The following is a 25,102-nucleotide window of genomic DNA, read 5'->3' as shown; positions in this document are numbered from 1 at the left end:
ACCCCGCCCTGTCACCGCATCGCCATCACGTCCCGCCCAGCGCGCCCCCACATCCGTCCGCCGCGCGGCACCGCACCCCGCGCCCATATCCGTCCCGCCCCGGACGGGCCCACACCACATCGGTTGACCCGTGCCCCGCGCGCGTCGAGAGTCCCCTGCATGAAGCTGAGACCCATCGCAGAAGTGGGCGCCGAACTGGGCCTGTCCCCCGACGACGTGCACCCGTGGGGCACGAACCGCGCCAAGGTTTCCCTCGGTGCACTCGGCAAGCAGGGCGGAAGACAAGGCCGCCTCGTGCTCGTCTCCGCCATCAACCCCACGCCTCCGGGCGAGGGCAAGACGACCATGTCCGTGGCGCTGGCCATGGGCCTGCGTCGCCGAGGACGCCGCGCCGTGGCCGCGCTGCGCGAGCCGTCCCTCGGCCCCGTCTTCGGCGTGAAGGGCGGAGGCACCGGCGGCGGGCAGGCCAGCCTGGAGCCCGCGGCGGACATCAACCTGCACTTCACGGGTGATTTGCACGCCATCACCAGCGCCAACAACCTGCTCGCCGCGCTGGTGGACAACGCCGTGTACTACGGCCAGCCGGTGGCCATCGACTCGACGCGGGTGCGCTGGCGGCGCGCGCTGGACATGAACGACCGCTTCCTGCGCAACGTCATCGTGGGCCTGGGCGGCAAGGCGCACGGCGTGCCGCGCGAGGGCGCGTTCGACATCACCGCCGCCAGCGAGGTCATGGCCATCCTCGCCCTGGCCGAGGACCTCAAGGACCTGGAGGAGCGCCTGGGCCGCGTCGTCGTGGGCCACGCACCGGACGGCAAGCCCGTGCGCGCCAGGGACGTGGACGCGGCGGCGGCCATGGTCGCCCTGCTCAAGGACGCGCTGATGCCCAACCTCGTCCAGACGCGCGAGGGCGGCCCCGCGCTCGTGCACGCGGGCCCGTTCGGCAACATCGCCCACGGGTGCAGCTCCGTGGTGGGCACGCGCATGGGCCTCGCGTACGCGGACGAAGTCGTCACGGAGGCGGGCTTCGGCTTCGACCTGGGCGCCGAGAAGTTCCTCGACATCAAGTGCCGGAGCACGGGCCTGTGGCCGCGCGGCGTCGTCCTCGTCGCCACGCTGCGCGCGCTCAAGTACCACGGCGGCACCCCGCTCGCCCGCGTCGCGGAGCCGGACGGCGCGGCGCTCGCGCGAGGCTTCGACCACCTGGACAAGCACCTCGAATCGGTGCGCGCCTTCGGCCTGCCCGCGGTCATCTGCGTCAACCGCTTCCCCCAGGACACGCAGGAGGAACTGGATGCCCTGCGCGCCTTCGGCCGGGAGCGCGGCGTGGAGATGGCGGTGTGTGACGGCTTCACCCGCGGCGGCGAGGGCTCGCTGGAGCTGGCGGACCGGGTGCTCGCGATGCTCGACGGCACGGACGCGTCTCCACCCACCCCGCGCTTCCTCTACGACGTGAAGCAGTCCCCCGAGGAGAAGGTCCGCGCGATTGCCCGCACCGTGTACGGCGCGGACGACGTGGCCTTCACCGCCTCCGCGCGCAAGGACCTCGAAACCGTGCGCGAGCTGGGCGGCGCGGAGCTGCCGGTGTGCATGGCCAAGACGCACCTGTCGCTCTCCGATGACGCGACGAAGCAGGGCCGGCCGCGCGGCTTCACGCTCACCGTGCGCGAGGTGCGCCTGTCCGCGGGCGCGGGCTTCATGGTCGCGCTCACCGGCGACATCCTCACCATGCCGGGCCTGCCTCGCGAGCCCGCCGCCCGCCGCATCACCGTCCACGAGGACGGGCGCATCACCGGGCTCATGCAGGGCGAGTGACGCGGCTTCGACGGGCGGCCCTCACCTCGCTCTCGTCGAGGGGGCCGCCCGGAGCGCCAGGGGCTACGCGCGGAACGACGTGGACAGCGACTCGAGCCGTCCCAGGGTGGCGTTGATTTGGGTCACGGCCTCCTCGGCCGTCATGGTGGAGGTCACCACGTCCGCCATCATCGAGGACAGCTGCGTCATCACCTCGGTCATCTGCGCGATGCCCGCGTTCTGCTGGGTGACGGAGGCGACAATCTGGCGCGCGGCCTGACTGCTCTCCTGCACCACGGTGGTGATCTCCTTCAGCGAGTTCGCCGAGGCCAGCACCTGCTCGATGTTCTGCTCCATCTTCTCGCTGTCGCCCTCCGCGATGGAGGTCGTCTGGCGGATGGCCTGGTTGATCTCGAGCAGGATCTTCCCGATGCGCTGCGTGCTCTGGAGCGACTGCCCGCTGAGCGCGCGCATCTCCCGCGCCACCACCGCGAAGCCCCGGCCCTCCTCGCCCGCGCGCGCGGCCTCGATGGCGGCGTTGAGCGCGAGCACGTTGGACTGGTCCGCCAAATCCTTCACGCTGCTGATGATTTCGCCGGCGTGCACGGCCTGGTCGCTCAGGTGCGCGATGCTGCCCACCAGCGCGCCCACGCGCTCGCGAATCTGCTGCATGCCCTCCGCGCTCTGCTCGATGGAGTGCTGCCCGGAGGAGCTGAACTGGTCCGCCTGCGCGGCCACCTTGAGCACCATCTCCGCGCGGCTCGCGGCCATGCTGGAGGTCTGCGCGATTTCGGCGATGGTGGTGCTCGCCTCGGTGAGGCTGCGCGACTGGTTCGTCAGGAAGTTCACCTGGTCCTGGCTCGCCTGCGTCAGCCGCGTGGCCGCCGAGGACAGCTCCTCCACCACGGACTTCAGCGTCGCCGGCACGTCGCGCAGCCGGTCCGCCATCACCTGCAGGCTCCGGCTCAGCTCGCCCACCTCGTCCTGCCGCCCCAGCTCCAGCGGCTGCGACAAATCACCGTCATGCGCGATGCGCCGCGCCACCTCGGACAATCGCGTCAGCGGCTCGGCCAGGTCACGGTGCAGCCACCACGCGAGCCCCGCCGTCGTCCCCATCGCCAGGAGCGCCAGCACGACCACCAGCCACGTCGGACCGCCCGCCAGCGCCACCACGACGAGGACCACGAGGAGCACCGCCGCGGCCACCGGGGACAGCATCACCTTCTGCTTCAGCTTCAAGCGCACCGAACGGCCTCCGTCCCACCCGAGTCTCCACGCACCCCGTCCGCCCCGGCCAGGTTCCGGCAGTTGAAGCGCGACTCCCCGAGGAGCCTGCAGCGCCCGTCCATGTCGCCATCCTTCCGAGGAGCCCCGTGGACTCCCTGAAGCTCGGACGGACCGGTGATCCGCCGAAGTGCAGGATAGCCAACTGAGACCCGGCTGCTAAGGGACCCCCGCTCATTGACACACACCGGCCCCGCGCGGTTTTCCACCAGTCTGGGGTCAAACGGACCCGGGACTTGGGTGGATCATCATAGGGCGTCGAAGCGGCGGGAGCCCTCGACGCGGAGGACGAAGTCGGCGCCGAAGGCACCCGCGGGGGTGAGGGCGCCGGGGGTGGGCTGGGCGAGCAGCTCCTCCACGGCGAGGACGGAGGAACGGGCGGTGAAGAGGTAGCCCTCGGCGACCTCCAGCCAGGCCTGGGCGGAGCGGCCATCCGGGGCGCGGGCCTGGGCCCAGACGTACGAGCGGCTGGACGTGCGCAGGTCCGCCCCGGGGCCCTTCACGCGGGCGTCGACGAGCTTCATCAGGCCATCGCGGACGGGGGCGAGCTTCAGGGCGCGGCGGAGGATGGGGTGGGTCCACCGCAGGACGCGGGCGCTGTTGGCGGGGAAGGCCATGTACGTCGTGATGTTGGGGATGCCGGTGGTGTGGAACGCGGTGGAGAGGTCACCCCAGGGGATGGGCATGACGGAGCGCTCGCGGTCGCTGAAGCGCACGCGGCGGGTGCCGTGGCCCATGGGGTAGGGCTCGAGCCGGCCGTTGCGGCGGACCTTGCCGCCCTCGGGGATTTGGATGAGGGCGGACTTGGTGGTGCCGGCGCTGGCCTGGGAGACGGCGGCGATGGCGATGTCGAGCTCGGTGGCGCCGGGGACCTGCTCGCCGACGTAGCGGGCCAGACAGTCGGTGGGGACGACGTCGAAGCCGACGCCGGACATGAACGAGACGCCGCGGGCCTTGGCGTCGGCGTCGTGGCGGAAGGAGTCCTCGAAGACGGGAATCTCGCCGGTGATGTCCAGGTAGTGGGCGCCGGCGGCGAGACACGCCAGGCGCATGGGCTCGCTGGTGTGGACGAAGGGGCCGGCGGCGTGGAGCACGAGCGGCAGGCCGTCCATGGCGGCGGCCAGCTGGCGTGGGTCGTCGAGCGACGCGGGGCGGACCTCCAGGCCGAGCAGCTCCGCCAGGGGCGCGAGCTTCTCGCGGGAGCGGCCGGACAGCACAGGGCGGTGGCCGCGGCGCACGGCCTCCTCCGCGATGAGGCGGCCGGTGTAGCCGGAGGCGCCATACAACAGCCAGCGAGGCGAGGTGGTCGAGGTCGTCGTCACGGCTGGCGACGCTACCAGGACGCGCCGCGTCGGGAGGCCCGGCGTATCGGCCGGCCCGTCACCATCTGTTCGCTATCTCGACAAGTCCGCGCGAGGACTGAGCGCCTCACCACCGCGCCACGGCGGCCTCGGAGCGCTGGCTCACGTGCGCGTCCTCCACGCAGACCAGCAGCGCGCGCAAGGCCGCCGGAGACGGCGCGGTGAGCAGCGCCTCACGCAGCCTCGCGTTGCGCAAGAGCGCGCCGATGCGCGCGAGCACGTTGAGGTGCAGGCCCGCAGGGTCCGGCGGAGACACCATCCCCACGAAGACGCGCACGCGCCCGCCGTTGGCCTCGCCGAAGTCCAGGCCCTCCGGATGAATCCCCACGCACGTGACGATGCGCGGCACACCGACCAGCCGGCAGTGCGGCACCGCCACGCCCCCCGCCATCGCCGTCGAGCCCAGTCGCTCGCGCGCCAGCAGGTGCTCCGCCAGCTCCTTCGCGGGCACCCGGGCGCGGGCCGCCATCAGCCCCGCCAGCTCGTGCACCACGCCCACCCGCTCTCGCGCCTCCAACGACAGGCGGACAGCGTCGACCTCCAGGAAATCCGTCCACCGCAACATGCCGCACCTCCTCGGGCAAGCCGCCACCGCCCGAGTCGGCGCAGAGATGCATCCGCGCTCGCGAATCCGCATCCCTCCCCGCGAATTCTTCGAGCCCACTACACACTTCTCTCGCGTTTTTCCGGACCAGGTCCGAGCCACCCCGCTCCTCTCAGGCTCTCGGACTCCCCCAAACCAGGACCCGCGACGCCCGAACCCGCGCCGCGCTGCCACGCGAGCAACAACAGCCTCGCCTCCGAGGGCACGACTCAGCGCGCCACGGCCACTTCACCGCGAAGCGGGAGCACCTCCTCCTCCGCGCGAACCAGCAGCGCGCGAACCGCCGCCGGAGAGGCCGCCGCCATCAGCGCGTCACGAACACGCGCGTCATGCAGCAACGTGGCGATGCGGGAGAGCACGTTGAGGTGCAGGCCCCCGGTATCCGGCGGCGACACCAGGCCCACGTAGATGCGCACCAGTCCATCCTCGGGCTCACCGAAGGCCAGCCCGCCCCGATGGATGCCCAGACACGTCACGATGCGTCCAGCGCGAGCATGTCGACAGTGCGGCACCGCCACGCCGCCCTCCATCGCCGTCGAGCCGAGCTGCTCGCGCGCCAGCAGGTGCACGGCGAGCTCGCGAGCGGGCACTCCCGCCTCATCCGCCATCATCCCCGCCAGCTCGTGCAGCACGCCCACCCGCTCCCGCGCCCGCAGCGACGGACGGATGGCCTCGACCTCCAGGAACTCAGTCCACCTCAACATGACGACCTCCCACGGCCCGAGCAGTCCCGGGCCCACCACCGTGAACCTCAGAGCGCCGGAGCCGCCACCCGCTCGCGACCCGACAGGACGATGCACGCCGCCAGCACGCGAGCCGTGAACCCATCGCGCTCCTCCGCGTCGAACGCCCGCGCGAGCTGCTCCGGGTCATCATCCAGGAACAACGTGGAGCCGAGCCGGTCATGCAGATGCTCCAGCAACCCTCGGCAGCACGAGCACCGCCGAGCCCCCTTCAAGGCATGCTCCGCACGCCCACGCGCCTCGGCCAGCCGCTCCGCGCCCAGCAGACGCACCGCCTTGAGCGGCGCCTCCCCGAGCAACAGGCCAGGCTCACGCCGAGCCTCCCGACGAACCATCGACCTCACGAATCGACGCAGCACCATGAAGTCCTCCCAAGGACCGGGCCGCACATCGCCCGGCACGAGGCACCTCCATCGCATCCACCGTGCCGACCACCCCCACCACCAGACGCCCGGAATCCGGCCACTTTTCCCCGAGCGAGCTCGGCCCCACCGTGCAGACCGCAACCTCAAGGGCCACCGAGCCTCGCGACACGCGAGGTCTCCCCCCGAGCGCCGTGTCATTCCGCTCCGACCGCGATGACTGCAAACCGCGCCCGGCGCCCACGAGGGACGTGACACTCCAGGGCGCTCGCGACGTCGGGGACGCATGCCAGCCCCGGCACGAGGGCGGAATTCCGTGGGAGGAGCTCACCGGAGCGTCGAGCCACCGCAGCGCGGACGCGGCGCTCCGGAGTCGCGGACTGGAAGCGTGTTCGAGCCGCGCTGGCGGACCGCGGTCAGCGAAGGGCCCGACCGTGCAGCCGGGCCTGCTCCTGACAGGTCCCCTGGCACTCGGGGAACAGCAGGAGGAAGCGGGCCTGCTCCCGGCAGCGAGGAATCAGGCCGGGCGGAGAAGGCGCCGAGCACAGCTGCTGGAAGCCGTCCCACGACTCCTGGAACACGAGGGCACGCTCATCGGGCTCCAGGGACAGCACGGCGCGGCGCTCCGAGCCCAACCAGCCCACGACGAGCGCCAGGGAGGCCCCCAGCGCGAGGATGCAGAGCAGGTCCCTCCACCAGGGGCTCGCCAGGGAGGGCGGCGCCGAGGGGGCCTGGGGAGTGGAGTCAGGGACCAGACGGAGCTCGGGACGCATGGGCTCCCCAGGGGCAAACCCCGTGCCGCCAGGGCACGAGGCCACCTCCGAGCAGGGCTCCCATCACCGAGGTCCAGGACCCTTGCATTCGGCAAGCAGGCGCGCGCGAAGCCATGCATCGCGCAAGGGCCCACCCGCTCGACGTCAGCGCACGGCCTGCTGCAACAGGGGCGCGAGCTCCTGTCGGCACGCCTCGTCGCACTCGGAGAAGCGCGTGAGGAACTCTGCCTGCTTCTGGCAGCGCTTGAGGAGCTTGGGCCCGGCGTCGCCCATGCACAGCAGGCGGATGTCGTCGCGGGTCTCCTGGAAGAGCGCCTCGCGCTGCGCGGGGGACAAGGCGTTCAGCGCGCGATTCTCTCCGCCCTGGAGGTAGGCCCACACCCCGGCGAGCACCAGCACGACGAGGCCCAGCGTCACCGTCTGGCGGACGCGCTTCTGGCTGCGGGTGGGCGCCCTGTCCCGGGTGAAGATGTTCTCCGCTTCCCCCTCGTTCCCGTTCGGACCCATGGCCCCATGTTCCACCGGAATGAGGGGAGACGCGCCAGGATTCGTTGTCGCGGGTGTGAAGAAGTGGCGGCCCGGGTTGCAGCCTGCACGACGGGAGCGGCCCCGGGGTTGCGCATCGCACGGTGCGGTGCGCGGAAGTCCCCGACACGACGCACGAGCCCCAACGAGACACGGCCGGGCGCGGCCGATGCACTTAGAATCAACGCATGGATGCACGGATGGAGCCGACCCCGGTTTCCGGCGAGCGGCCGATGCGGGTGTTGGTGGTGGACGACGAGCGCAACATCCGCCACACGCTGCGGGTCTGCCTGGAGGGCTTCGGCTGCGAGGTGCGAGAGGCGGCCACGCCGGAGGCGGCGCTGGCGGCGCTCGCCCAGGGGCCCGCGGACCTGGCGTTCGTCGACCTGAAGCTGGGGACCGCGAGTGGCCTGGACCTGCTGCCCCGCCTGCTCGCGGAGTCACCGAACCTGGACGTGGTGCTCATCACCGCGTACGCGACGTTCGACACGGCGGTGGAGGCGGTGCGCCGGGGCGCGCGCGACTATCTGCCCAAGCCCTTCACGCCCGCGCAGATAAGACACGTGCTGGACCGCTCACGGGAGCACCGGGCGCTGTCCTCGCAGCTGGAGAGCCTCGAGGGACAGCTCGCGCAGGCGGTGCCGGAGGCCACGCTGGACACCTCCTCTCCCGTGATGCACGCGGCGATAGGGCTGGTGTCGCGAGCGGCGACCTCCGACGCGGCGGTGCTGCTGCGAGGAGAGAGCGGCACGGGCAAGGGCGTGCTCGCGCGAGCCCTGCACTCGATGAGCGTGCGCAGGCGCAGACCCTTCGTCACGGTGAACTGTCCGACGTTGTCGGAGCAGCTCCTGGCGAGCGAGCTGTTCGGCCACGTGCGAGGCGCGTTCACGGGAGCGGTGAAGGACCAGCCCGGCCGCGTGGAGCAGGCGGAGGGCGGCACGCTGTTCCTGGATGAAATCGCGGAGATGAGCCCGTCGCTCCAGGCGCAGCTCTTGCGCTTCCTCCAGGAGAAGCAGTTCGAGCGGCTGGGAGAAGGCCGCACGCGCAAGGCGGACGTGCGGGTGGTGGCGGCGACGAACCGGGACCTGGAGAAGGACGTGGCGGAGGGACGGTTCCGCGAGGACCTGTTCTACCGGCTCAACGTCATCGAGGTGAAGCTGCCCTCGCTGCGTGAGCGGCCCGAGGACCTGCTCGCGTTGGCGAGACGCTTCGTGGCGTTCTTCGCGAGGACAGGACAGCGGCCGGTGACGCCGGAGCTGTCGCCCGCGACGGAGCAGATGCTGCTCGCGTACCCATGGCCGGGCAACGTGCGTGAGCTGAGAAACGCCATCGAGCGGGCGCTCATCGTGTGGCCCGCGGGAGTCCTGGAGCCGCAGGCGTTCCCGGACCGCATCGCCGCTGCGGCGGGCACGGTGGTGGCGTTGGGCGGGCCGCACACGCTGGAGGAGGTGGAGCGCGAGCACACGCTGCGGGTCATGGCCTCCGCGCCCACGCTGGACGAGGCCGCGAAGGTGCTCGGCATCGACGCGTCCACGCTGTGGCGCAAGCGCAAGAAGTACGAATCCGGAGGCAAGGCAGACAGCTGAGCCCACGGGCAGCCCGTGTCTTGCGGAAGGTGGACAGGTCGCGCACGGGACGGGGACCAGGGGCATGAGTCCCCGTCACATGAGGCGCCCGAGCACGAGCCGACGCCAGGCCGAGCATGAGCCAACGCCACACCGGGCGCGACCGTGCGCCTCCAGCCTTCCGTGAGACGGGACACCGGGCGCGCGCACCCCACGCGCCCGGCGTTGCGCGTCAGCCCGGGATGCCCGCGGACCAGCGCTGCGTGAGGTACAGCTCCGCGAGCTGCGCGGCGTTGAGCTCGCGCTCCTCGCCCACGTGGGTGCGCTCGGTGGTGAGCCCCACCTCGCCACCGCCCACGCCCGCGTGCACGCCGACGCCGATGTCACCGTTCACCGTGGTCTTGTCCTGCACGGTGGCCTTGATGTCGACCTTGTCGCGGAGCTGCGTCACCGCCTGGCCCACGTCGCCGTTCGCGATGCTGCTGAACGCACCGCTGCGCGCGATGTCCTGGAGGTTGCCGCTGATCTCCGCCTTCACCTCGCGACCCGCGCTCCCGCCCAGACCGAGCGCCTGCGCGGAACCCTGGCGCGAGTCGGTGAGCGTCAGCTTCGCCTCATGCGTCTGGAGGGCCGTCTGGCCCACCTCGCGCGCGGTGCCCTTCGGGTCCTTGAGGAAGTCGGCCGGGTTGAAGTTCTCGGGCAGGTCGATGCTCTGCTCCAGCTCCACCTTCAGCGAGCCCTGGACTCCTGCGGAGGCATTCGTCGGCAGTGACGCGCTGGTGCCACCCTCGCCCTGGCTCGGAATCCCCAGGCCCGCGCTCGCGCCCGCGTTGCCCGAAATCTCCAGCGACTGCGTGAGCTTCAGCGACTTCGGCTGGCCGTTCTCCATCTCGATGCGCGCCGTGGTGCCCTGATTGGCGCTCACGCCCGCGCTCGCGCCCGCGCTGAGCACCTCCGGCAGGCCCTTCATGCCCAGCTCACCCGAGACGCTCGCCTCCGCGCCCAGCTGGAGCTCCACCGCGCTCACCTTGTCGCCCAGGCCCGCGAGGTCCGACAGCGGATCTCCCAGCACCTGGTTCACCCCCTGGCCGAGCAGCGGGTTGCTCGCCGAGGCCCCCGCCGTGGCGGCCGAGGCCGCGATGATCTTCGTGGCGCGCTTGGCCTCCTCCGCGGTGTCGAACTGGAACTCCACCTTGGCGCCGGCCGTGGCGAAGGCACTGGCGCTCGCGTCCGCCGCGCCCTTCGCGCCCAGCTTCGCGATGACGCCCGCGCCCACCTCTCCGCTCACGGAGACGGTGTAGCCACCGCCCTCCTCGGCGCTGCGGCTGACGGCCAGGTCGCCCTTGGCGGTGACGCCGACACCGGAGACATCCGCCTCACCGTTGAGCCCCACGGAGACGCTCTCGCCCGGCTTGAGCTGGTCGACCTGGTGGTTGAGGCTGAGCGCCTGCTTGATTTCGCCCGCGGTCTCCACCGGGTCCCGGACCACGTCCGCAGCGCCCTGGAGGACGCCACCGGCGATGTCCTGGGTGATGCCCTGCAGCGGGTTGGGCGCCGGCGCGTCCTGGATGGCCTGCCCCAGCTTGTCGAGCCCGCCCGCCGCGATGTCCGTCGCCGTGTCGAGCACGGGGCCCGCCTTCTGCACGGTGTCGCGCAGGGCGCTGCCCGCCGTGGACTTCACGCCCTCGAAGACGTCGCCCGCGGTCTCGCGCACCTGCTGCTTCACGTCGCGAGCGCCCTCGACCAGCCCCTCGCCCCGCTCGAAGACGTCCTGCGTGCGCTGCTTGGCGACCGACTCGATCTGCTCCTTCGCCTGCTTCGCCTTCGCCGCCGCCTCCGCGGCCTTCTTCGCCGCCGCCTCCGCGGCCTTCTTCGCCGCCGCCTCCGCCGCGCGCTTCGCCGCTTCCGCTGCTCGCCGGGCGGCCTCCGCCGCGCCACCGATGATGCTGCCGATTCCCATGGGGGGTCCTGGTTGGGGTCCGGCGTCCGCACACGCCTCACGGAGCGGCGCGGACCCTGCCGGGTTCACTGGGTTGGGGTGGGGAAATGCGTCCTGGTCCCCCATTCTCCCGGGCTGGCGGCGGAAGTTTCGTCAGTTTTCAAGAATTCGGGCATCCCTCGTGAGTTCCAGTCCTGCCCAGACTCGGAGTGCGGCCGCCAGGCCCTCTGCTCCGAGTGGAGCGCTCCCCTGCCCTCCTCCGCGCGAAGGCTGGGACGAGGGAGCGTGCACGGCGTGGCGAGTGATTGCCGGGGTCCGGAGCGGTGCGGACCGTTGAGGAGCGACCCCACTGAAAGGACTGCACCCGTGGACGTCATCGACCTGTTGATTCAGCAGCACCGCGAAGTCGACGCGCTGTTCCTCGCGTTCCGCAACGCCTCGGACGACACGAGCCGCAAGGAGCTCTGCATCCAGCTCGCGGAGGCGCTGATGCTGCACAGCACCATCGAGGAGCGCTGGGTCTATCCGAAGGCCACGCGCGTGGTGGGCGACGAGAAGATCCAGCACGCGGAGGAGGAGCACCAGGAGATGACGCAACTGCTGGGCGACATCGTGCGGATGCGCGACGACATGAACGCGGTGAAGCTGAAGGTGGACGCGCTGGAGAAGGTCGTCAAACGGCACGTCGCGGACGAGGAGAAGAACATCCTTCCGCAGGTGGCGAAGAACGTCACCGAGAAGGAGCTCGGCATGTCGTGCAAGGACCTGGTCCGCGAGGCCTCGAGGATTCGTCGCGAGGAGATGAAGGACTGGGGCGGCGCCACGGTGTAGCGGCGGACGCGCACTCCCCCACGGAGCCGCCGAGGCCCCCGCTTCGCTCTCGAGGCAGGCCAGACACACCCGTGTCGTTCCCTCCTGCCTCGGGAGCTGGACCTGGCAAGACCGCGCGTCACCTCACGAGGCCTGCCCCGGCAGGGTGAACCAGAACGTACTTCCCCGCCCAGGCGCGCTGATGACGCCCACCTCTCCGCCATGGGCCTGGACGATCTCCTTCACGATGGACAGCCCGAGCCCCGCGCCGCCCGCGGGAGCCCCTGGCGCGCGATAGAACTTCTCGAAGATGCGCGCCTGTTGCTCCAGGGCGATGCCCTCCCCGGTGTCGCGCACCTCGAAGCGGACGCGCGCGCCATCGCGAGCCACCCGCACCTCCACCTCGCCCCCCGCGGGAGTGTGCTTCACGCCATTGCCCACCAGGTTGCCGAGCACGAGCCCCATCCGCTCCGGGTCCACGTCCACGGTCTCCACCTCCAGCCCCACGAGCCGGGACAGCCGCACCCCACGCTCCTCCGCCGCCGAGCGCTGCGAGTCGAGCGCCGCCTGCACCAACTCCTCGGCGGACACGCGGCGGACTTCGAGCCGGAGCTGTCCCGCCTGGATGCGAGACAAATCGAGCAGGTCATCGACGATGCCCTGCAGCCGCTCACAGTCCTCGCGCGCCGCGAAGAGCAGGTCCGCCTGTTTCTCCGTCACGGGCCCCACCATGCCCTCGGCCACCAGGTGCACGGCCATGCGCAGGGATGTGAGGGGCGTGCGGAACTCATGGGCCACGGTGGCCACCAGGTCGTTCTTCAGCTCATCGAACCGTCGCAGCCGCGTCACGTCCTGGAGAATCACCGTGGCGCCCACCACCTCGCCCGTCTCACCGTACACGGGGCTGGCGCGAGGCAGGAGCCACCGGTCGCCCTCGGTGAGCGGCACACGCACCGCCTCTTCGTAGCCCCGAGGCTGATAGGCGCCCTTGCCTCCGAGCACGTGTCCCCGCACGCGCTCCAGCACGTCGCGCGCCTCCGGCACCACGCGCCCGAGCACATCCCCGCCGCCTTCGAGCCCCAGCTTGAGCACGTCCTCGGCCGAGCGGTTGACGTTGAGCAGCCCGCCATCCGCGCCGAACACCACCACCGGATCGGGGAGGCTATCGATGGCGGCCTGGGACGCGGCCTGGGCCTGGAGCAACTCCCCCAGGCTGCTCTGTCGGTACTGCTGGAGCGCCTCGGCCATGGAGTTGAAGTCCTCGCCCAGCCGCGCGATTTCATCCGAGCCCTCCACCGTGGCGCGCACGGCGTAATCCCCGCGCCCCAGCCGCTGCACGGCCTGGGACAGCACGGACACGGGCCGCAGCGCGCGATGTGTGAGGGACGTGGAGGCGAACAATCCGACTGCGAACGCGACCAGCACCGCGAGCACCATGAGCGTGTTCACCCGGTCGCTCTGCCGACGCAGGTCCTCGCTCTTGTGCACCATCGCGTCCTGATTGAGCGCCAGGACGGAGGAGGCCGCGTCCCTCACCTCGCGGAACGCGGGCTCGATGCTCCGGAAGTAAGCCGCCTTCTGCTCCTCGGGAGACGACAGCGAGAGGAACGCGTCATAAGCGGCCACATAGCGCTCCCAGCCCGCGCGCAGCCGGCGGGTGGACTCGGCTTCACCGGGCTCGGTGATGTTGCCCTCCTGCAGCCGCAGCTCGGCCTCCAGGACCTGACGCTGCGAAGCCTGCTGGGACTGCCCCCGTTCGCGTTCACCGGCGACGATGAAGAGGGCGGCGCTGTCCATGCGCTCCAACTGCTCGGTCATCCGCTGGGCGGCCAGGACGCTGCGGTAGTTGTCCTGGAGGATGCGCTGACCGGAGCGCCCCAAGCGGGCCAGGGTGATGACGGCGACCAGGCCCACCAGCGCGAGCGCGAGCGCGAGGGGCGCCTGCGCCAGCAGCAATCGCATCCGCAGGGTCATGGACGTTTCTCCTCGGAGGAGGGCTCGAAGGCGACGACATGGATGTCGAAGCCCTCGCCTTCACGGAGCAGCCGCACATCCGCGGCGCGGCCCAGCGCGCGCTTCCACCAGGGCTGGTGCGAGCGGCCCACCATGATGTGGCCGACGCCATGGGAGCGGGCGAAGTCGAGGATGGCCTCGACGGGGTCCTTCGAGCGAAGACGAACCACCTCGGCGCCCAGCTCGCGAGCCTTCTCGATGTTGGCCAGCAGGTGGCGTTGCGCCTCGGCGTCGATGAGGTGGGGCGCCTCGCGAGGCGTCTCGACATAGACGACGAACCAGTCCGTGTTCAGCCGACCGGCCATGCGCGAGCCCCGGCGCAGGAGGGTGGCCGCGCGAGGAGGATGGCTGGACATGGCGACCAGCACCCGGCCCCAGGACGCGCCCTTGCGAGGTTCGTCTTCGCCGGAGCGGGAGGACAGTCCGGAGGTGGCGCGGTCCAGGCTCTCGGCGACCTCGCGGAGGGCGAGCTCGCGAAGGGTGGACAGGTTCTCGCCGGTGAAGAAGCGCTCCAGGGCATGGGGCACCTTGTCCTCGGCGTAGATCTTCCCGGCCTTGAGTCGTTCGTGGAGGTCTTCCACGGCGAGGTCCAGGTTCACGACCTGGTCAGCGCCCTTGAGGAAGCTGTCGGGCAGCGTCTCCCGGACGACGACGCCGGTGGTGCGTTCCACCAGGTCATTGAGGCTCTCGAGGTGTTGCACGTTGAAGGCGCCGATGACGTTGATGCCCGCGTCGAGGAGCGCCTGGACATCCTGGTAGCGTTTGCGATGTCGGCACAGGGGGAGGTTGGTGTGAGCCAGCTCGTCGACGACAGCGACCTGGGGCTTGCGAGCGAGGACCGCCTCCAGGTCCATCTCCTCGACGAGGACGTCGCGATAGGAGTACGTCTTGCGAGGCACGGCCTCGAGTCCAGCGACCAGGGCCTCGGTCTCCTTGCGTCCGTGGGTCTCCACGAAGCCGAGCACCACGTCCACGCCGCGCCGCTTCAGCGCATGGGCCTCTTCGAGCATGCGGTACGTCTTGCCGACGCCGGCCGCGAAGCCGATGTAGAGCTTGAGCCGACCGCGCCGGCCGCGCTCGACCAGCTCCAGGAAGTCCTCCGCACGCGAGCGACGGGGGGTCATCCGAGAACCTCGGAGCGCGACAAACGAATCACATGCCGAGTCAGCTCAGCGCTCATCGACCCGGCCCATGATGAAGGTCGAAGGACCTCGATTCGACAAGGAGACACGACGCCCTTCGAATGCCATGACGGCGAACGTCCTCGACTCTCGACGACGAAGCAACTCCCGTCGACGGCTCCAGCGCCATGATGTCGACCGTCCTCGACGCTGCGGACGACAACCCAGCCCTCACGGGCTGGCCGCGCCCCGGGCAGGCGTGGCGGACGGAGCCACCGCGCCACCCATCGGGACCCCGGGCTCGACGGCCGGACGACCGAACTGTCGGTCCAGCGCGAGGTTCAGCAACAGCACATTCACCCGAGGCTCGCCGAGCACGCCGAAGGTGCGCCCCTCCACATGCGAGCCCACCACGGCCAGCACGCGCTCCGGAGCCACGCCGCGAGCCTTCGCGACACGAGGCACCTGCCACCGCACCGCCTCCGGCGACAGGTGCGGGTCCAGCCCGGACGCGGACGTGGTGACCAACTCCGCGGGAACAGCGCCCTGCGCATCCGGATTCTCACGACGCAGCCGCGAGGCCTCGGCCAAGACACGGTCCCGGAGCTTCTGCGAAGTGGGCCCCAGGTTGCTCCCCGAGGACGCGGCCGCGTCGTAGCCACTCCCGGCGGCCGAGGGGCGCGGCTGGAAGTAGTCCGCGCGAGTGAACCCCTGACCGATGAGGGCGCTCCCCACGACACGGCCCTGCTCGTCCTTCACGAGGGAGCCATGGGCCTCGGAGGGGAAGAGCAGCGAGGCCACGCCGGTGACAGCAAGGGGATACAGCAAGCCCGTGAGCACCAGGGTGACGACACCAACACGAAGCGCGGTTACGAGAGTGGAGACCATGATGACCAGTCCTCAAGCGAGACCGACGGCCGTGAGCAGCACGTCGAGGGCCTTGATGCCGACGAAGGGAACGATGACGCCGCCAAGCCCGTAGATGAGCAGGCTGCGCCGCAGGAGCGCCGCCGCGCCGAGCGGCCGGTAGCGCACACCGCGCAGCGCCAGGGGAATGAGCGCGATGATGATGAGCGCGTTGAAGATGACGGCGGCGAGGATGGCGCTGAAGGGCGACGTCAGCCCCATGACGTTGAGCGGAGCAATCTGGGGGAACACACCCATGAACAGCGCCGGCAGGATGGCGAAGTACTTCGCCACGTCATTGGCGATGGAGAACGTGGTCAACGTGCCCCGAGTCATCAGGAGCTGCTTGCCCACCTCCACGACCTCCAGCAGCTTGGTCGGATTGGAGTCGAGGTCGACCATGTTCCCCGCCTCCTTCGCCGCCTGGGTGCCGGTGTTCATCGCCACGCCGACATCGGCCTGAGCGAGCGCGGGAGCGTCGTTGGTGCCATCGCCCGTCATCGCCACCAGCTTGCCCTTGGCCTGCTCGGTACGGATGAGCGCGAGCTTGGCCTCGGGAGTCGCCTCCGCGAGGAAGTCATCCACGCCGGCCTCACGAGCAATCGCCGCGGCGGTGCGAGGGTTGTCGCCCGTAATCATCACCGTGCGGATGCCCATGGCGCGGAAGCGGTCGAAGCGCTCGCGGATGCCGCCCTTCACCACGTCCTTCAAGTGGATGATGCCGAGCAGTCGCGAGCCCTCCGCGACAGCAAGCGGCGTCCCGCCCGCGTCTCCGATACGTCCCGCGGCCAGCGCCAACTCGGAAGGCACCGGGCCGCCCTGCCCCTGCACATGCTTGACGATGGCATCCACCGCGCCCTTGCGGATGCTGCGCGCGTGAGGCTCCACCAGGTCACACCCGCTCATCCGCGTCTGCGCGGTGAAGGGAACGAACGTCGCCTGGTGCGCCAGGAGCTCGCGAGGACGCAGCTTGTAGGTGTCCTTGACCAGCGTGACGATGGAGCGTCCCTCGGGGGTCTCATCGGCCAGGCTCGCGAGCTGAGCGGCCTCGGCCAGCTCCTCCAGGCGCACGCCGGGCATGGGCAGCAGCTCCGTGGCCATGCGGTTGCCGAGTGTAATCGTGCCCGTCTTGTCGAGCAGCAGCGTGTCGACATCACCCGCCGCCTCGACGGCTCGGCCGCTCATGGCGAGGACGTTCTTGCGCAACAGCCGGTCCATCCCGGCGATGCCGATGGCGCTCAGGAGTCCGCCAATCGTGGTGGGGATGAGGCACACGAGGAGCGCCACCACGGCGGTGCCCGACAGCGGCACACCCGAGTAGAGCGCGAGCGGCACCAGCGACACGCACGCCAGCAGGAACACCACCGTGAGCCCGACGAGGAGGATGTGCAGCGCGACTTCATTGGGCGTCTTCTGCCGGGCCGCGCCCTCCACCAGACCAATCATGCGGTCGAGGAAGGACTCGCCCGGGTTGACGGCGATGCGCACGACGATGCGGTCCGACAGCACCTTGGTGCCGCCGGTCACCGCGGAGCGGTCACCGCCGGACTCACGGATGACGGGCGCGGACTCGCCGGTGATGGCGGACTCATCCACGCTGGCGATGCCCTCCACCACCTCGCCGTCGCCCGGGATGAGGTCTCCAGCCTCGCAGACGACCAGGTCGCCCTTGCGCAAGTCAGGCGCGGGCACCCGCTCCTCGCGCCCCTCGGAAAGACGGCGCGCGGTGGTGTCCTTGCGCATCTTGCGCAGGGCCCCCGCCTGAGCCTTGCCGCGCCCCTCGGCGACCGCTTCGGCGAAGTTGGCGAAGAGGACGGTGAACCACAGCCACAGGGCCACGGACACGGTGAACCAGAGGGGCGCGCCGTCGGTGCGCGGCGACACGAGGTCCTTCACCACCAGCACGGTGGTGAGCAGGCTACCGGCCCACACCACGAACATGACGGGGTTTCGAGCCACATCCCGGGGGTGGAGCTTCTTGAGGCTGTCGAGCAGCGCGGGCTTGAGCAGTGACGCGTCGAAGAGTGACGCGGGCTTCGAGGACGAGGAGCTCATGGCTCAGTAGACCTTTCCGGCCCCGGCGAGGAAGTGCTCGACGATGGGGCCCAGGGAGAGGGCGGGGAAGAAGGTGAGCGCGCCGACGATGACGACGATGCTCACCAGGAGGCCGGTGAAGAGGACGCCGTTCGTCGGGAAGGTGCCGGGCCCCGCGGGCACCACCTTCTTGCCCACCATGGAGCCGGCGATGGCGAGCGCGGGGACAATCATCAGGAAGCGCCCGCCGAGCATGGCCAGCCCCAGTGAGATGTTCCAGAACGGGGTGTTCGCGTTGAGGCCCGCGAACGCGCTGCCGTTGTTGGCCGTGCCACTGGTGAACGCATAGAGGATTTCAGACAGGCCATGCGGTCCCGCGTTGTTGAGCGAGGACACGCCCTGGGGGAGCACGGCCGCGACGGCGGACAGCCCGAGGATGAACAGCGGGAAGATGAGCACGTAGAGCATCGCGAGCTTCATCTCCCGGGCCTCGATTTTCTTGCCCAGGTACTCGGGGGTGCGGCCCACCATCAGTCCGGCGATGAAGACAGAGAGCACGACCATGATGAGGATGCCGTAGAGGCCCGCGCCCACGCCGCCGAAGATGACCTCGCCCAGCTGCATGTTGACGAGCGGCACGAGCCCGCCCAGTGGATTGAAGCTGTCATGCATGGCATTGACGGCGCCGCACGATGCATCGGTGGTGACGACGGCGAAGAGCGTGGACGCGGCGGTGCCGAAGCGCGCCTCCTTGCCCTCCATGTTGCCGACGTGGGCCACCTGCGCGGCGGACACGGCGGCGTTGGGCTGGACCTCGGCGGAGTAGGCGGCGAGCACTCCCACGAAGAACAGCAACGACATGGCGGCGAAGAGGGCCCAGCCCTGCTTGGTGTCACCGGTCATCTTCCCGTAGGTGTAGGTGAGCGCCGAGGGGATGGCGAAGATGAGCAGCATCTGCACCAGGTTGGTGAGCGGCGTCGGGTTCTCGAACGGGTGGGCGCTGTTGGCGTTGAAGAAGCCACCGCCGTTGGTGCCGAGCATCTTGATGGCCTCCTGCGAGGCCACCGGTCCCATCGCGAGCGTCTGCGTCCCACCCTCGAGCGTCGTCAGCGAGTGATGGGGAGCGAGGTTCTGCAGCATCCCCTGCGAGACGAAGAACAGGGCGGCGACGAAGCACAGGGGCAGCAGCACGTAGAGCGTGCCGCGCACCAGGTCGACCCAGAAGTTGCCGAGCGTCTTCGAGCCCTCGGGCCCCGGTCGTCGGGTGAAGCCGCGAGCGAGCGCCAGCGCCACTCCGAGCCCCGCGGCGGCGGAGACGAAGTTCTGCCACGCCAGGCCCGCCATCTGCGTGAGGTAGCTCAGGGTGGACTCACCGGCGTACGACTGCCAGTTGGTATTGGTGACGAAGCTGGCGGCGGTGTTGAAGGCGAGGTCGGGCCCCACGGCGCCGAGCTTCTGGGGATTGAAGGGCAGCAGGTGTTGCGCCCGCTGGAGGGTGTAGAGGATGAGCAGGCTCACCAGGCTGAAGGCCAGCAGGGCCCCGCAGTACTCCACCCAGGTCTGCTCACGCCGCTCGCTCGCGCCACTCAGGCGCAACAACCCCCGCTCCACGGGGCCGAGCAGCCGGGGCAACGGCCGCGCCTCGGACTCGAAGACACGGAAGAGATAGACACCCAGCGGCTTCGTCAGCGCGAGCAGGAGGGCGAAGAACAACAGGACTTGCAGCCAGCCGATGAGAGTCATTGGAGAGGGCCCTCAGAAGCGCTCGGGGCGGAGCAGGGCATAGACGAGGTAGACGGTGAGCAGGACGGCGAGCACGGCGCCGGCGGCGTATTCGAAGGTCATGAGTGGGGACTCCGGGTGAGGCGTGGAGTGGAGCTGCGCATGAGCGAAGTGCACGGCGCGAGGGAGCATCCGGCGGGGTGCACGAAAGCGGGCAGGGTGCGCTCAGAGCCGTTCACAGCCATGGGTGTAGCCAAGCGCGAGGGTGAAGAATCCGACGGTGACGAGGACGAGGACGAAATCCATGGAAGGTCTCCGGGGGCACATCAGAAGAAGGCGGTGGCGCCGAGCACGACGAGCGTCTCGGTGTCCTTCGGCACGGGCGAGCCGTCATCGGCCGTGGCGCGGCCCGCGAACACCGCCTCCGTCGAGCGGTCATGCCGTGCCTCCAGCTTGAGGGTGAGCTGCTCCGCGGGCTTCACCTCGAGCGTGACGGTCCCGCTCGACAAGGTCTGCGCGACGCCGGTCATCAAGCCATCGGCATCCCGGTAGGCCTCGACACGCGCGGCGAGCGCCACGGGCTCCGCGAGCAGCACCCGGGCATTGAGCCCCGCCGCGTACCAGTTCGCGCGAGTTCCCGAGGGAAGACGCTGTGTCCCCACATCCGCGGTCGCGGCGAGCCACAGCGAGGGCAGGACACGAAACGTCGCCACCGCGTCCGCGAAGAGGCGCAGCCCCTCGTCGCCCGTGGCGCCCTCCTCGCCGATGAAGGTGTTGAGGGCCGCGGAGAGGCGCTCGCCCGCGTAGGCCACTTGAGTGCCCACGGCGAGCCCGCGGTTGTTGTCACCCACGGTCTGCCAGCCATTGAGGACTTGAAGCTGCGCGCTCCACGCCGGGTCGAAGGCCCAGGTCCCCTTGATGCCCGTCTGGTAATAGGGCGAGTACTCGCCCATCCACGAGCGGGTGTACGTCCAGTTGAGCTGGGATTGGAACGACTCGAGCCCGATGTGGCTGGGATACAGCCCCGCCTCCAGGGTCAGCGGCCCCGTGGCGAAGGACACGGACGCCTGTTGGACGTAGCGCCACGCAGCAGGTCCAGAGGCGACACCCTCGGGCTCCGCCGAGTGCACCACCTCCGCCCCCGTTCCAAAGCCCAGGAGCACCTTGAAGCCCACGGGAGCGGGCTCGGCGCTCAGCCCCAGCGAGGCCAGGTTGATGGACACCTCGCCATCGCGCTTGGCGGACGTGCCGGTGCCGGGGAGGAAGCTGGCCTTGTTCGCGGGGCGGTTGAAGTTGTGGGCGAAGTACACATCGACGCCGCCCTCGGGCTGGACCCGGGAGAGGAAGCGGGTCGCCGCCGAGTCGTTGGCCGTGGTGTCGGCAGCAGGCAGGGGCGCATCGGCCTGCCGGAGGAGCAGGGAGAGAAGCAGCTGAGTGGAGTCGATGGACAACATGGGTGCCCATCCAATGAGCACCGCGCGTACCACCCACCCTCTGACGAATCCGTAGGACTATCGCGGGGTTGGGCAGCGCTGGCCGCCGCGCGCATTGCAGCCTGCACGATGACTCCACAGTCGCCGTGCAGCTTGAAGCCCGCACCGAACACTTAAGCCACGGCTTGACAGTCAGGGCGCACAGCGCATACTTAAGCCCATGCTAAACCATGGCGCCGTAGACCGGGTGTTCCAGGCGCTGGGTGACTCCACGCGGAGAGCCATTGTCGAGCGCCTGAGTCAGGGCTCGTTGTCGGTCAGCGACCTGGCGAAGCCGCTCGACATCACCCTCGCGGCGGTCGTTCAGCACCTCCATGTGCTCGAGGAGAGCGGCCTGGTGCGCACGGAGAAGGTCGGGCGTGTGCGCTCCTGTCACATCCAGCCAGAGGGGCTGCGCGTGGCCGAGGACTGGATTTCCGCGCGGCGCGGCCTGTGGGAGCGCCGCTTCGACCGCTTGGGCGAGTTGCTGGATGGCCCCGAATCCCCCACGCCTTCCCCCCGAAAGAAGGGCAGCTCATGAAGGCACGTCCCGCCGTTCACGGCACATTCAGCATCGAGCGCACGTACAAAGCCTCTCCTGCCCGGGTCTTCGCGGCCTGGGCCGACGTGGAGATGAAGGCCCAGTGGTTCATCGGTCCGCCTGAGCGGTGGCGCCTCGTGAAGCGTGAGCTCGACTTCCGCGTGGGCGGAACGGAGCTGCTCCACGGACAGTTCGAGGGGCGCCACGCGAGTGTCTTCACCGCGCGCTACCACTCCATCATCCCCGACGAGCGACTGGTCTACGTCTACGACATGCACGTGGGCGACAAGCACCTGTCCGTGTCACTGGCCACGGTGGAGTTGCACGCGACGAAGACAGGCGGGACGAGGATGGTGTTCACCGAGCAAGCCACCTTCCTCGACGGTGAGGATGGGATGCGCTCACGTGAGGGAGGCACGGCGGAACACTTCGACAGGCTGGGGCGGGTGCTCGAGGAGTCCCGAGACATCGTCTCCTCTCGGCGCTTCGACACCTCCCGAGACCGGCTGTACCAGGCATTCAGCGACCCGGAGCAGCTGTCGCGGTGGTGGGGACCGAAGGGCTCGACGAACACCTTCGAGGTATTTGAGCTCCGCCCAGGAGGTCAGTGGCGCTTCGTGATGCAGGGACCGGATGGAGCCCGATACACCATGCACAAGGAGTTCACGCAGGTGGTCCCCATGGAGCGGGTCGTCTTCCGACACCTCCAGGAGTCACATCACTTCGAGATGCGCCTCGATTTCGCGGACGAGGGACTCAAGACGCGCCTCACCTGGCGAATGCGCTTCGAGTCGAAGGAGGAGGTCGAGAAGGTCCGCGGCTTCGTCGAGGAAGCCAATGAGCAGAACTTCGATCGACTCGCCGAGCTCCTCGCCACGCGGTAAAGCGCGTCGAGGGCCGTGAGGAAAAAAGAAAAGCCCCCGTCGCACGAGGCGACGAGGGCTTCTCAAAAAGAATCCGGCAGCGACCTACTCTCCCACGCGGTTTCCCGCGGAGTACCATCGGCTCTGGAGGGCTTAACTTCCGTGTTCGGGATGGGAACGGGTGTGACCCCTCCGACATTGCCACCGGAAAACATAGAGACAGTGCATACGAAGGGTAAGTTGCAGCATTCTGCGAGTATCAAGCCTCGCTGTGCTTTTAGAAGTTTCTTCCGGGTGAATGCGCATGCATTCAAGCCTCGGCCTTGGCCCCGAGTCCCTTACTCCCCTTGAGGGGGCGCGCAAGAGATAGGGGGAAGTAAGCCGCTCGACCAATTAGTACTGGTTAGCTCAACGCGTTACCGCGCTTACACACCCAGCCTATCAACGTCGTAGTCTTCGACGGGTCTTCAGGGGCTTGCGCCCGGGATACCTGGTCTTGAGGTCGGTTTCCCGCTTAGATGCTTTCAGCGGTTATCCAATCGGCACATGGCTACCCAGCGATGCCTCTGGCGAGACAACTGGTACACCAGCGGTGCCTCCAACCCGGTCCTCTCGTACTAAGGTCAGAGCCTCTCAAGTATCCTACGCCCACAGCAGATAGGGACCAAACTGTCTCACGACGTTTTGAACCCAGCTCGCGTACCGCTTTAATTGGCGAACAGCCAAACCCTTGGGACCTGCTCCAGCCCCAGGATGCGATGAGCCGACATCGAGGTGCCAAACCTCCCCGTCGATGTGAACTCTTGGGGGAGATAAGCCTGTTATCCCCGGAGTACCTTTTATCCGTTGAGCGATGGCCCTTCCATTCAGGACCACCGGATCACTATGACCTGCTTTCGCACCTGCTCGACGTGTCCGTCTCGCAGTCAAGCTCCCTTATGCCATTGCACTCGCCGCCCGGTTTCCAATCGGGCTGAGGGAACCATCGCGCGCCTCCGTTACTCTTTGGGAGGCGACCGCCCCAGTCAAACTACCCACCAGACAGTGTCCCAATCCCGGCTAACGGGACATGGTTAGACACCAGAAATCAACAGGGTGGTATTTCACCGTTGCCTCCACCGAACCTAGCGGCCCGGCTTCAAAGGCTCCCACCTATCCTACACAGTCAATCCCTAGTGTCACTGTCAAGTTATAGTAAAGGTTCACGGGGTCTTTCCGTCTTGCTGCGGGTAAACTGCATCGGCACAGCTATTTCAATTTCGCTGAGTCCCTCTCCGAGACAGCGCGGAAGTCGTTACTCCATTCGTGCAGGTCGGAACTTACCCGACAAGGAATTTCGCTACCTTAGGACCGTTATAGTTACGGCCGCCGTTTACTGGGGCTTCGGATCATCGCTTCGCCTTGCGGCTGACGAATCCCCTTAACCTTCCAGCACCGGGCAGGAGTCAGACCCTATACGTCGGCTTGTCGCCTTCGCAGAGTCCTGTGTTTTTGGTAAACAGTCGCTACCGCCATTTCTCTGCAACCTCTCTCGGCTCCAGCTGTACGCCTTCACCTACCAGAGGCCCACCTTCTTCCGAAGTTACGGTGGAAATTTGCCTAGTTCCTTGGAGGAGAGTTCTCTCAAGCGCCTTAGGATTTTCTCCTCACCCACCTGTGTCGGTTTACGGTACGGACACCCTGCAAGCTCCCTACGGGACTTTTCTTGGAAGCAGAGCATCGACGACTTACCCCTTACGGGGCGCCATAAGGTCTCGAGGATAGCTGCCGCGCCTTTATTCGTACGCGACACCCCTACGCCTTTAGACTGACACAACCGCCGGTCAGCTCGTCTAGCTTTCTCCGTCCTCCCTTAGTTCAACGCTTGCAAGATGGCGCGGGAATATTAACCCGCTTTCCATCATCTACGCCTTTCGGCCTCGACTTAGGTTCCGGCTAACCCTGGGAAGATTAACTTGACCCAGGAAACCTTGGGTTTACGGCGAGGGGGTTTCTCACCCCCTTTATCGCTACTCATTTCGGCATCAGCACTCCCAACCGCTCCAGTCGCCCTTTCGGTCGGCCTTCGCTGCAGTTGGAACGCTCCCCTACCGCCATACGCTTTACGTATGACCCGAAGCTTCGGCACTAGTCTTGAGCCCCGTTACATTTTCGGCGCGGCCTGTCTTGACCAGTGAGCTATTACGCTTTCTTTAAAGGATGGCTGCTTCTAAGCCAACCTCCTGGTTGTCAATGACCTGCCACATCCTTTCTAGTGTTCACTTAGACTAGATTTGGGGGCCTTAGCTGTCGGTCTGGGTTATTCCCCTCTTGCCAATGGACGTTATCACCCACTGACTGCGTCCCGGGCTAACAATTACTGGCATTCGGAGTTTGGTACGGTTTGGTAATCTGGTGAGACCCCTAGCCGTTCCAGTGCTCTACCTCCAGTATTGAATTGCCCGAGCCGATACCTAAATATCTTTCGGGGAGAACCAGCTATCACGGAGTTTGATTGGCCTTTCACCCCTACACACAGCTCATCCCAGAAATTTTCAACTTTCATGAGTTCGGTCCTCCATGCGGTGTTACCCGCACTTCAACCTGGCCATGTGTAGATCACCCCGCTTCGGGTTATAATACACGCAACTAATTCGCCCTTTTAGGACTCGCTTTCGCTCCGGCTCCACC

General features: G+C 68.4%; 20 protein-coding genes, 2 rRNA genes and 1 pseudogene (1 of these 23 running past the window's edge). 6 read left to right on the top strand and 17 right to left on the bottom strand.

What is annotated here, in order from left to right; translation table 11 throughout:
* Positions 1-159 precede the first annotated feature (159 nt).
* Entirely contained in the window at positions 160-1,815 is a 1,656-nt protein-coding gene (locus AC6JA9_RS01015) for a formate--tetrahydrofolate ligase (protein ID WP_497958950.1), read from the top strand.
* 63 nt (positions 1,816-1,878) lie between these two features.
* Here AC6JA9_RS01015 and AC6JA9_RS01010 read toward each other — a convergent pair whose 3' ends face one another.
* The 7 genes from AC6JA9_RS01010 to AC6JA9_RS00980 form a co-directional block, all read right to left on the bottom strand.
* Complete coding sequence (locus AC6JA9_RS01010) at positions 1,879-3,039, bottom strand: methyl-accepting chemotaxis protein (protein WP_223752091.1); 1,161 nt, start codon at positions 3,037-3,039, stop codon at positions 1,879-1,881.
* Positions 3,040-3,326: 287 nt separating this feature from the next.
* Positions 3,327-4,400 carry a saccharopine dehydrogenase family protein gene (locus AC6JA9_RS01005; protein WP_223782073.1) on the bottom strand — a complete coding sequence of 358 codons (1,074 nt, stop codon included), beginning with the start codon at positions 4,398-4,400 and terminating at the stop codon, positions 3,327-3,329.
* A 106-nt stretch (positions 4,401-4,506) separates the two neighbouring features.
* A complete protein-coding gene (locus AC6JA9_RS01000) occupies positions 4,507-5,004 on the bottom strand; it encodes a PTS sugar transporter subunit IIA (protein WP_223782072.1) in 498 nt (165 codons plus the stop codon).
* 248 nt (positions 5,005-5,252) lie between these two features.
* Positions 5,253-5,747, bottom strand: a complete 495-nt coding sequence (locus AC6JA9_RS00995; protein ID WP_223782071.1) for a PTS sugar transporter subunit IIA — start codon at positions 5,745-5,747, stop codon at positions 5,253-5,255.
* Positions 5,748-5,794: 47 nt separating this feature from the next.
* Positions 5,795-6,148 (bottom strand): hypothetical protein, encoded by a 354-nt coding sequence (locus AC6JA9_RS00990; RefSeq protein WP_223782070.1) that lies wholly within the window; start codon positions 6,146-6,148, stop codon positions 5,795-5,797.
* 416 nt (positions 6,149-6,564) lie between these two features.
* Positions 6,565-6,921, bottom strand: coding sequence for a hypothetical protein (locus AC6JA9_RS00985; RefSeq protein ID WP_223782069.1), 357 nt, complete (start codon positions 6,919-6,921; stop codon positions 6,565-6,567).
* Between the two features lie 144 nt (positions 6,922-7,065).
* Positions 7,066-7,428, bottom strand: coding sequence for a hypothetical protein (locus tag AC6JA9_RS00980; protein WP_223752097.1), 363 nt, complete (start codon positions 7,426-7,428; stop codon positions 7,066-7,068).
* A 206-nt stretch (positions 7,429-7,634) separates the two neighbouring features.
* Here AC6JA9_RS00980 and AC6JA9_RS00975 point away from each other — a divergent pair.
* Together AC6JA9_RS00975 and AC6JA9_RS00970 are read left to right on the top strand one after the other, a co-directional pair.
* A pseudogene (locus tag AC6JA9_RS00975) lies at positions 7,635-8,003 on the top strand (response regulator); the annotation flags it as partial.
* A gap of 6 nt (positions 8,004-8,009) precedes the next feature.
* Positions 8,010-9,032, top strand: a complete 1,023-nt coding sequence (locus AC6JA9_RS00970; protein ID WP_483579377.1) for a sigma-54 interaction domain-containing protein — start codon at positions 8,010-8,012, stop codon at positions 9,030-9,032.
* 211 nt (positions 9,033-9,243) lie between these two features.
* Here the strand turns inward: AC6JA9_RS00970 and AC6JA9_RS00965 are convergent, their stop codons facing one another.
* Positions 9,244-10,971 (bottom strand): hypothetical protein, encoded by a 1,728-nt coding sequence (locus tag AC6JA9_RS00965; RefSeq protein ID WP_223752098.1) that lies wholly within the window; start codon positions 10,969-10,971, stop codon positions 9,244-9,246.
* A 345-nt stretch (positions 10,972-11,316) separates the two neighbouring features.
* Here AC6JA9_RS00965 and AC6JA9_RS00960 point away from each other — a divergent pair, with 345 nt between their 5' ends.
* Complete coding sequence (locus AC6JA9_RS00960; RefSeq protein WP_223752099.1) at positions 11,317-11,781, top strand: hemerythrin domain-containing protein; 465 nt, start codon at positions 11,317-11,319, stop codon at positions 11,779-11,781.
* A gap of 123 nt (positions 11,782-11,904) precedes the next feature.
* Here AC6JA9_RS00960 and AC6JA9_RS00955 read toward each other — a convergent pair whose 3' ends face one another.
* The 7 genes from AC6JA9_RS00955 to AC6JA9_RS00925 form a co-directional block, all read right to left on the bottom strand.
* Positions 11,905-13,734, bottom strand: a complete 1,830-nt coding sequence (locus tag AC6JA9_RS00955; RefSeq protein ID WP_497958949.1) for a HAMP domain-containing sensor histidine kinase — start codon at positions 13,732-13,734, stop codon at positions 11,905-11,907.
* Positions 13,731-14,897, bottom strand: a complete 1,167-nt coding sequence (locus tag AC6JA9_RS00950) for a sensor protein KdpD (RefSeq protein WP_223752101.1) — start codon at positions 14,895-14,897, stop codon at positions 13,731-13,733. Before AC6JA9_RS00950 ends, AC6JA9_RS00955 begins: the two co-directional genes overlap by 4 nt.
* A 228-nt stretch (positions 14,898-15,125) precedes the next feature.
* Complete coding sequence (gene kdpC / locus AC6JA9_RS00945; RefSeq protein WP_223752102.1) at positions 15,126-15,782, bottom strand: potassium-transporting ATPase subunit KdpC; 657 nt, start codon at positions 15,780-15,782, stop codon at positions 15,126-15,128.
* A 12-nt stretch (positions 15,783-15,794) separates the two neighbouring features.
* A complete protein-coding gene (kdpB, locus tag AC6JA9_RS00940) occupies positions 15,795-17,855 on the bottom strand; it encodes a potassium-transporting ATPase subunit KdpB (protein WP_223752103.1) in 2,061 nt (686 codons plus the stop codon).
* Between the two features lie 3 nt (positions 17,856-17,858).
* The gene (kdpA, locus tag AC6JA9_RS00935) at positions 17,859-19,577 is read right to left on the bottom strand and encodes a potassium-transporting ATPase subunit KdpA (protein ID WP_497958948.1); all 1,719 of its coding nucleotides are present in this window, start codon (positions 19,575-19,577) and stop codon (positions 17,859-17,861) included.
* Between the two features lie 12 nt (positions 19,578-19,589).
* The gene (kdpF, locus tag AC6JA9_RS00930) at positions 19,590-19,679 is read right to left on the bottom strand and encodes a K(+)-transporting ATPase subunit F (protein ID WP_046710363.1); all 90 of its coding nucleotides are present in this window, start codon (positions 19,677-19,679) and stop codon (positions 19,590-19,592) included.
* A 203-nt stretch (positions 19,680-19,882) separates the two neighbouring features.
* Positions 19,883-21,010 carry an outer membrane beta-barrel protein gene (locus AC6JA9_RS00925; RefSeq protein ID WP_426748542.1) on the bottom strand — a complete coding sequence of 376 codons (1,128 nt, stop codon included), beginning with the start codon at positions 21,008-21,010 and terminating at the stop codon, positions 19,883-19,885.
* A 199-nt stretch (positions 21,011-21,209) separates the two neighbouring features.
* Between AC6JA9_RS00925 and AC6JA9_RS00920 the strand changes: the two genes are divergently transcribed.
* Positions 21,210-21,569 carry an ArsR/SmtB family transcription factor gene (locus tag AC6JA9_RS00920; RefSeq protein WP_497958947.1) on the top strand — a complete coding sequence of 120 codons (360 nt, stop codon included), beginning with the start codon at positions 21,210-21,212 and terminating at the stop codon, positions 21,567-21,569.
* Positions 21,566-22,453, top strand: coding sequence for an SRPBCC family protein (locus AC6JA9_RS00915; protein ID WP_497958946.1), 888 nt, complete (start codon positions 21,566-21,568; stop codon positions 22,451-22,453). The genes AC6JA9_RS00920 and AC6JA9_RS00915 overlap by 4 nt, the downstream gene beginning before the upstream one ends.
* Positions 22,454-22,524: 71 nt before the next feature.
* Here the strand turns inward: AC6JA9_RS00915 and rrf are convergent.
* Positions 22,525-22,641: ribosomal RNA gene (rrf, locus tag AC6JA9_RS00910) — 5S ribosomal RNA — on the bottom strand.
* Between the two features lie 163 nt (positions 22,642-22,804).
* A 23S ribosomal RNA gene (locus AC6JA9_RS00905) occupies positions 22,805-25,102 on the bottom strand; it runs 666 nt beyond the window's last position.

The organism is Myxococcus sp. MH1 (genome assembly GCF_059738865.1).
The sequence above is the reverse complement of the archived record's forward strand: the minus strand, read 5'-3'. Positions and strand labels throughout refer to the sequence as shown.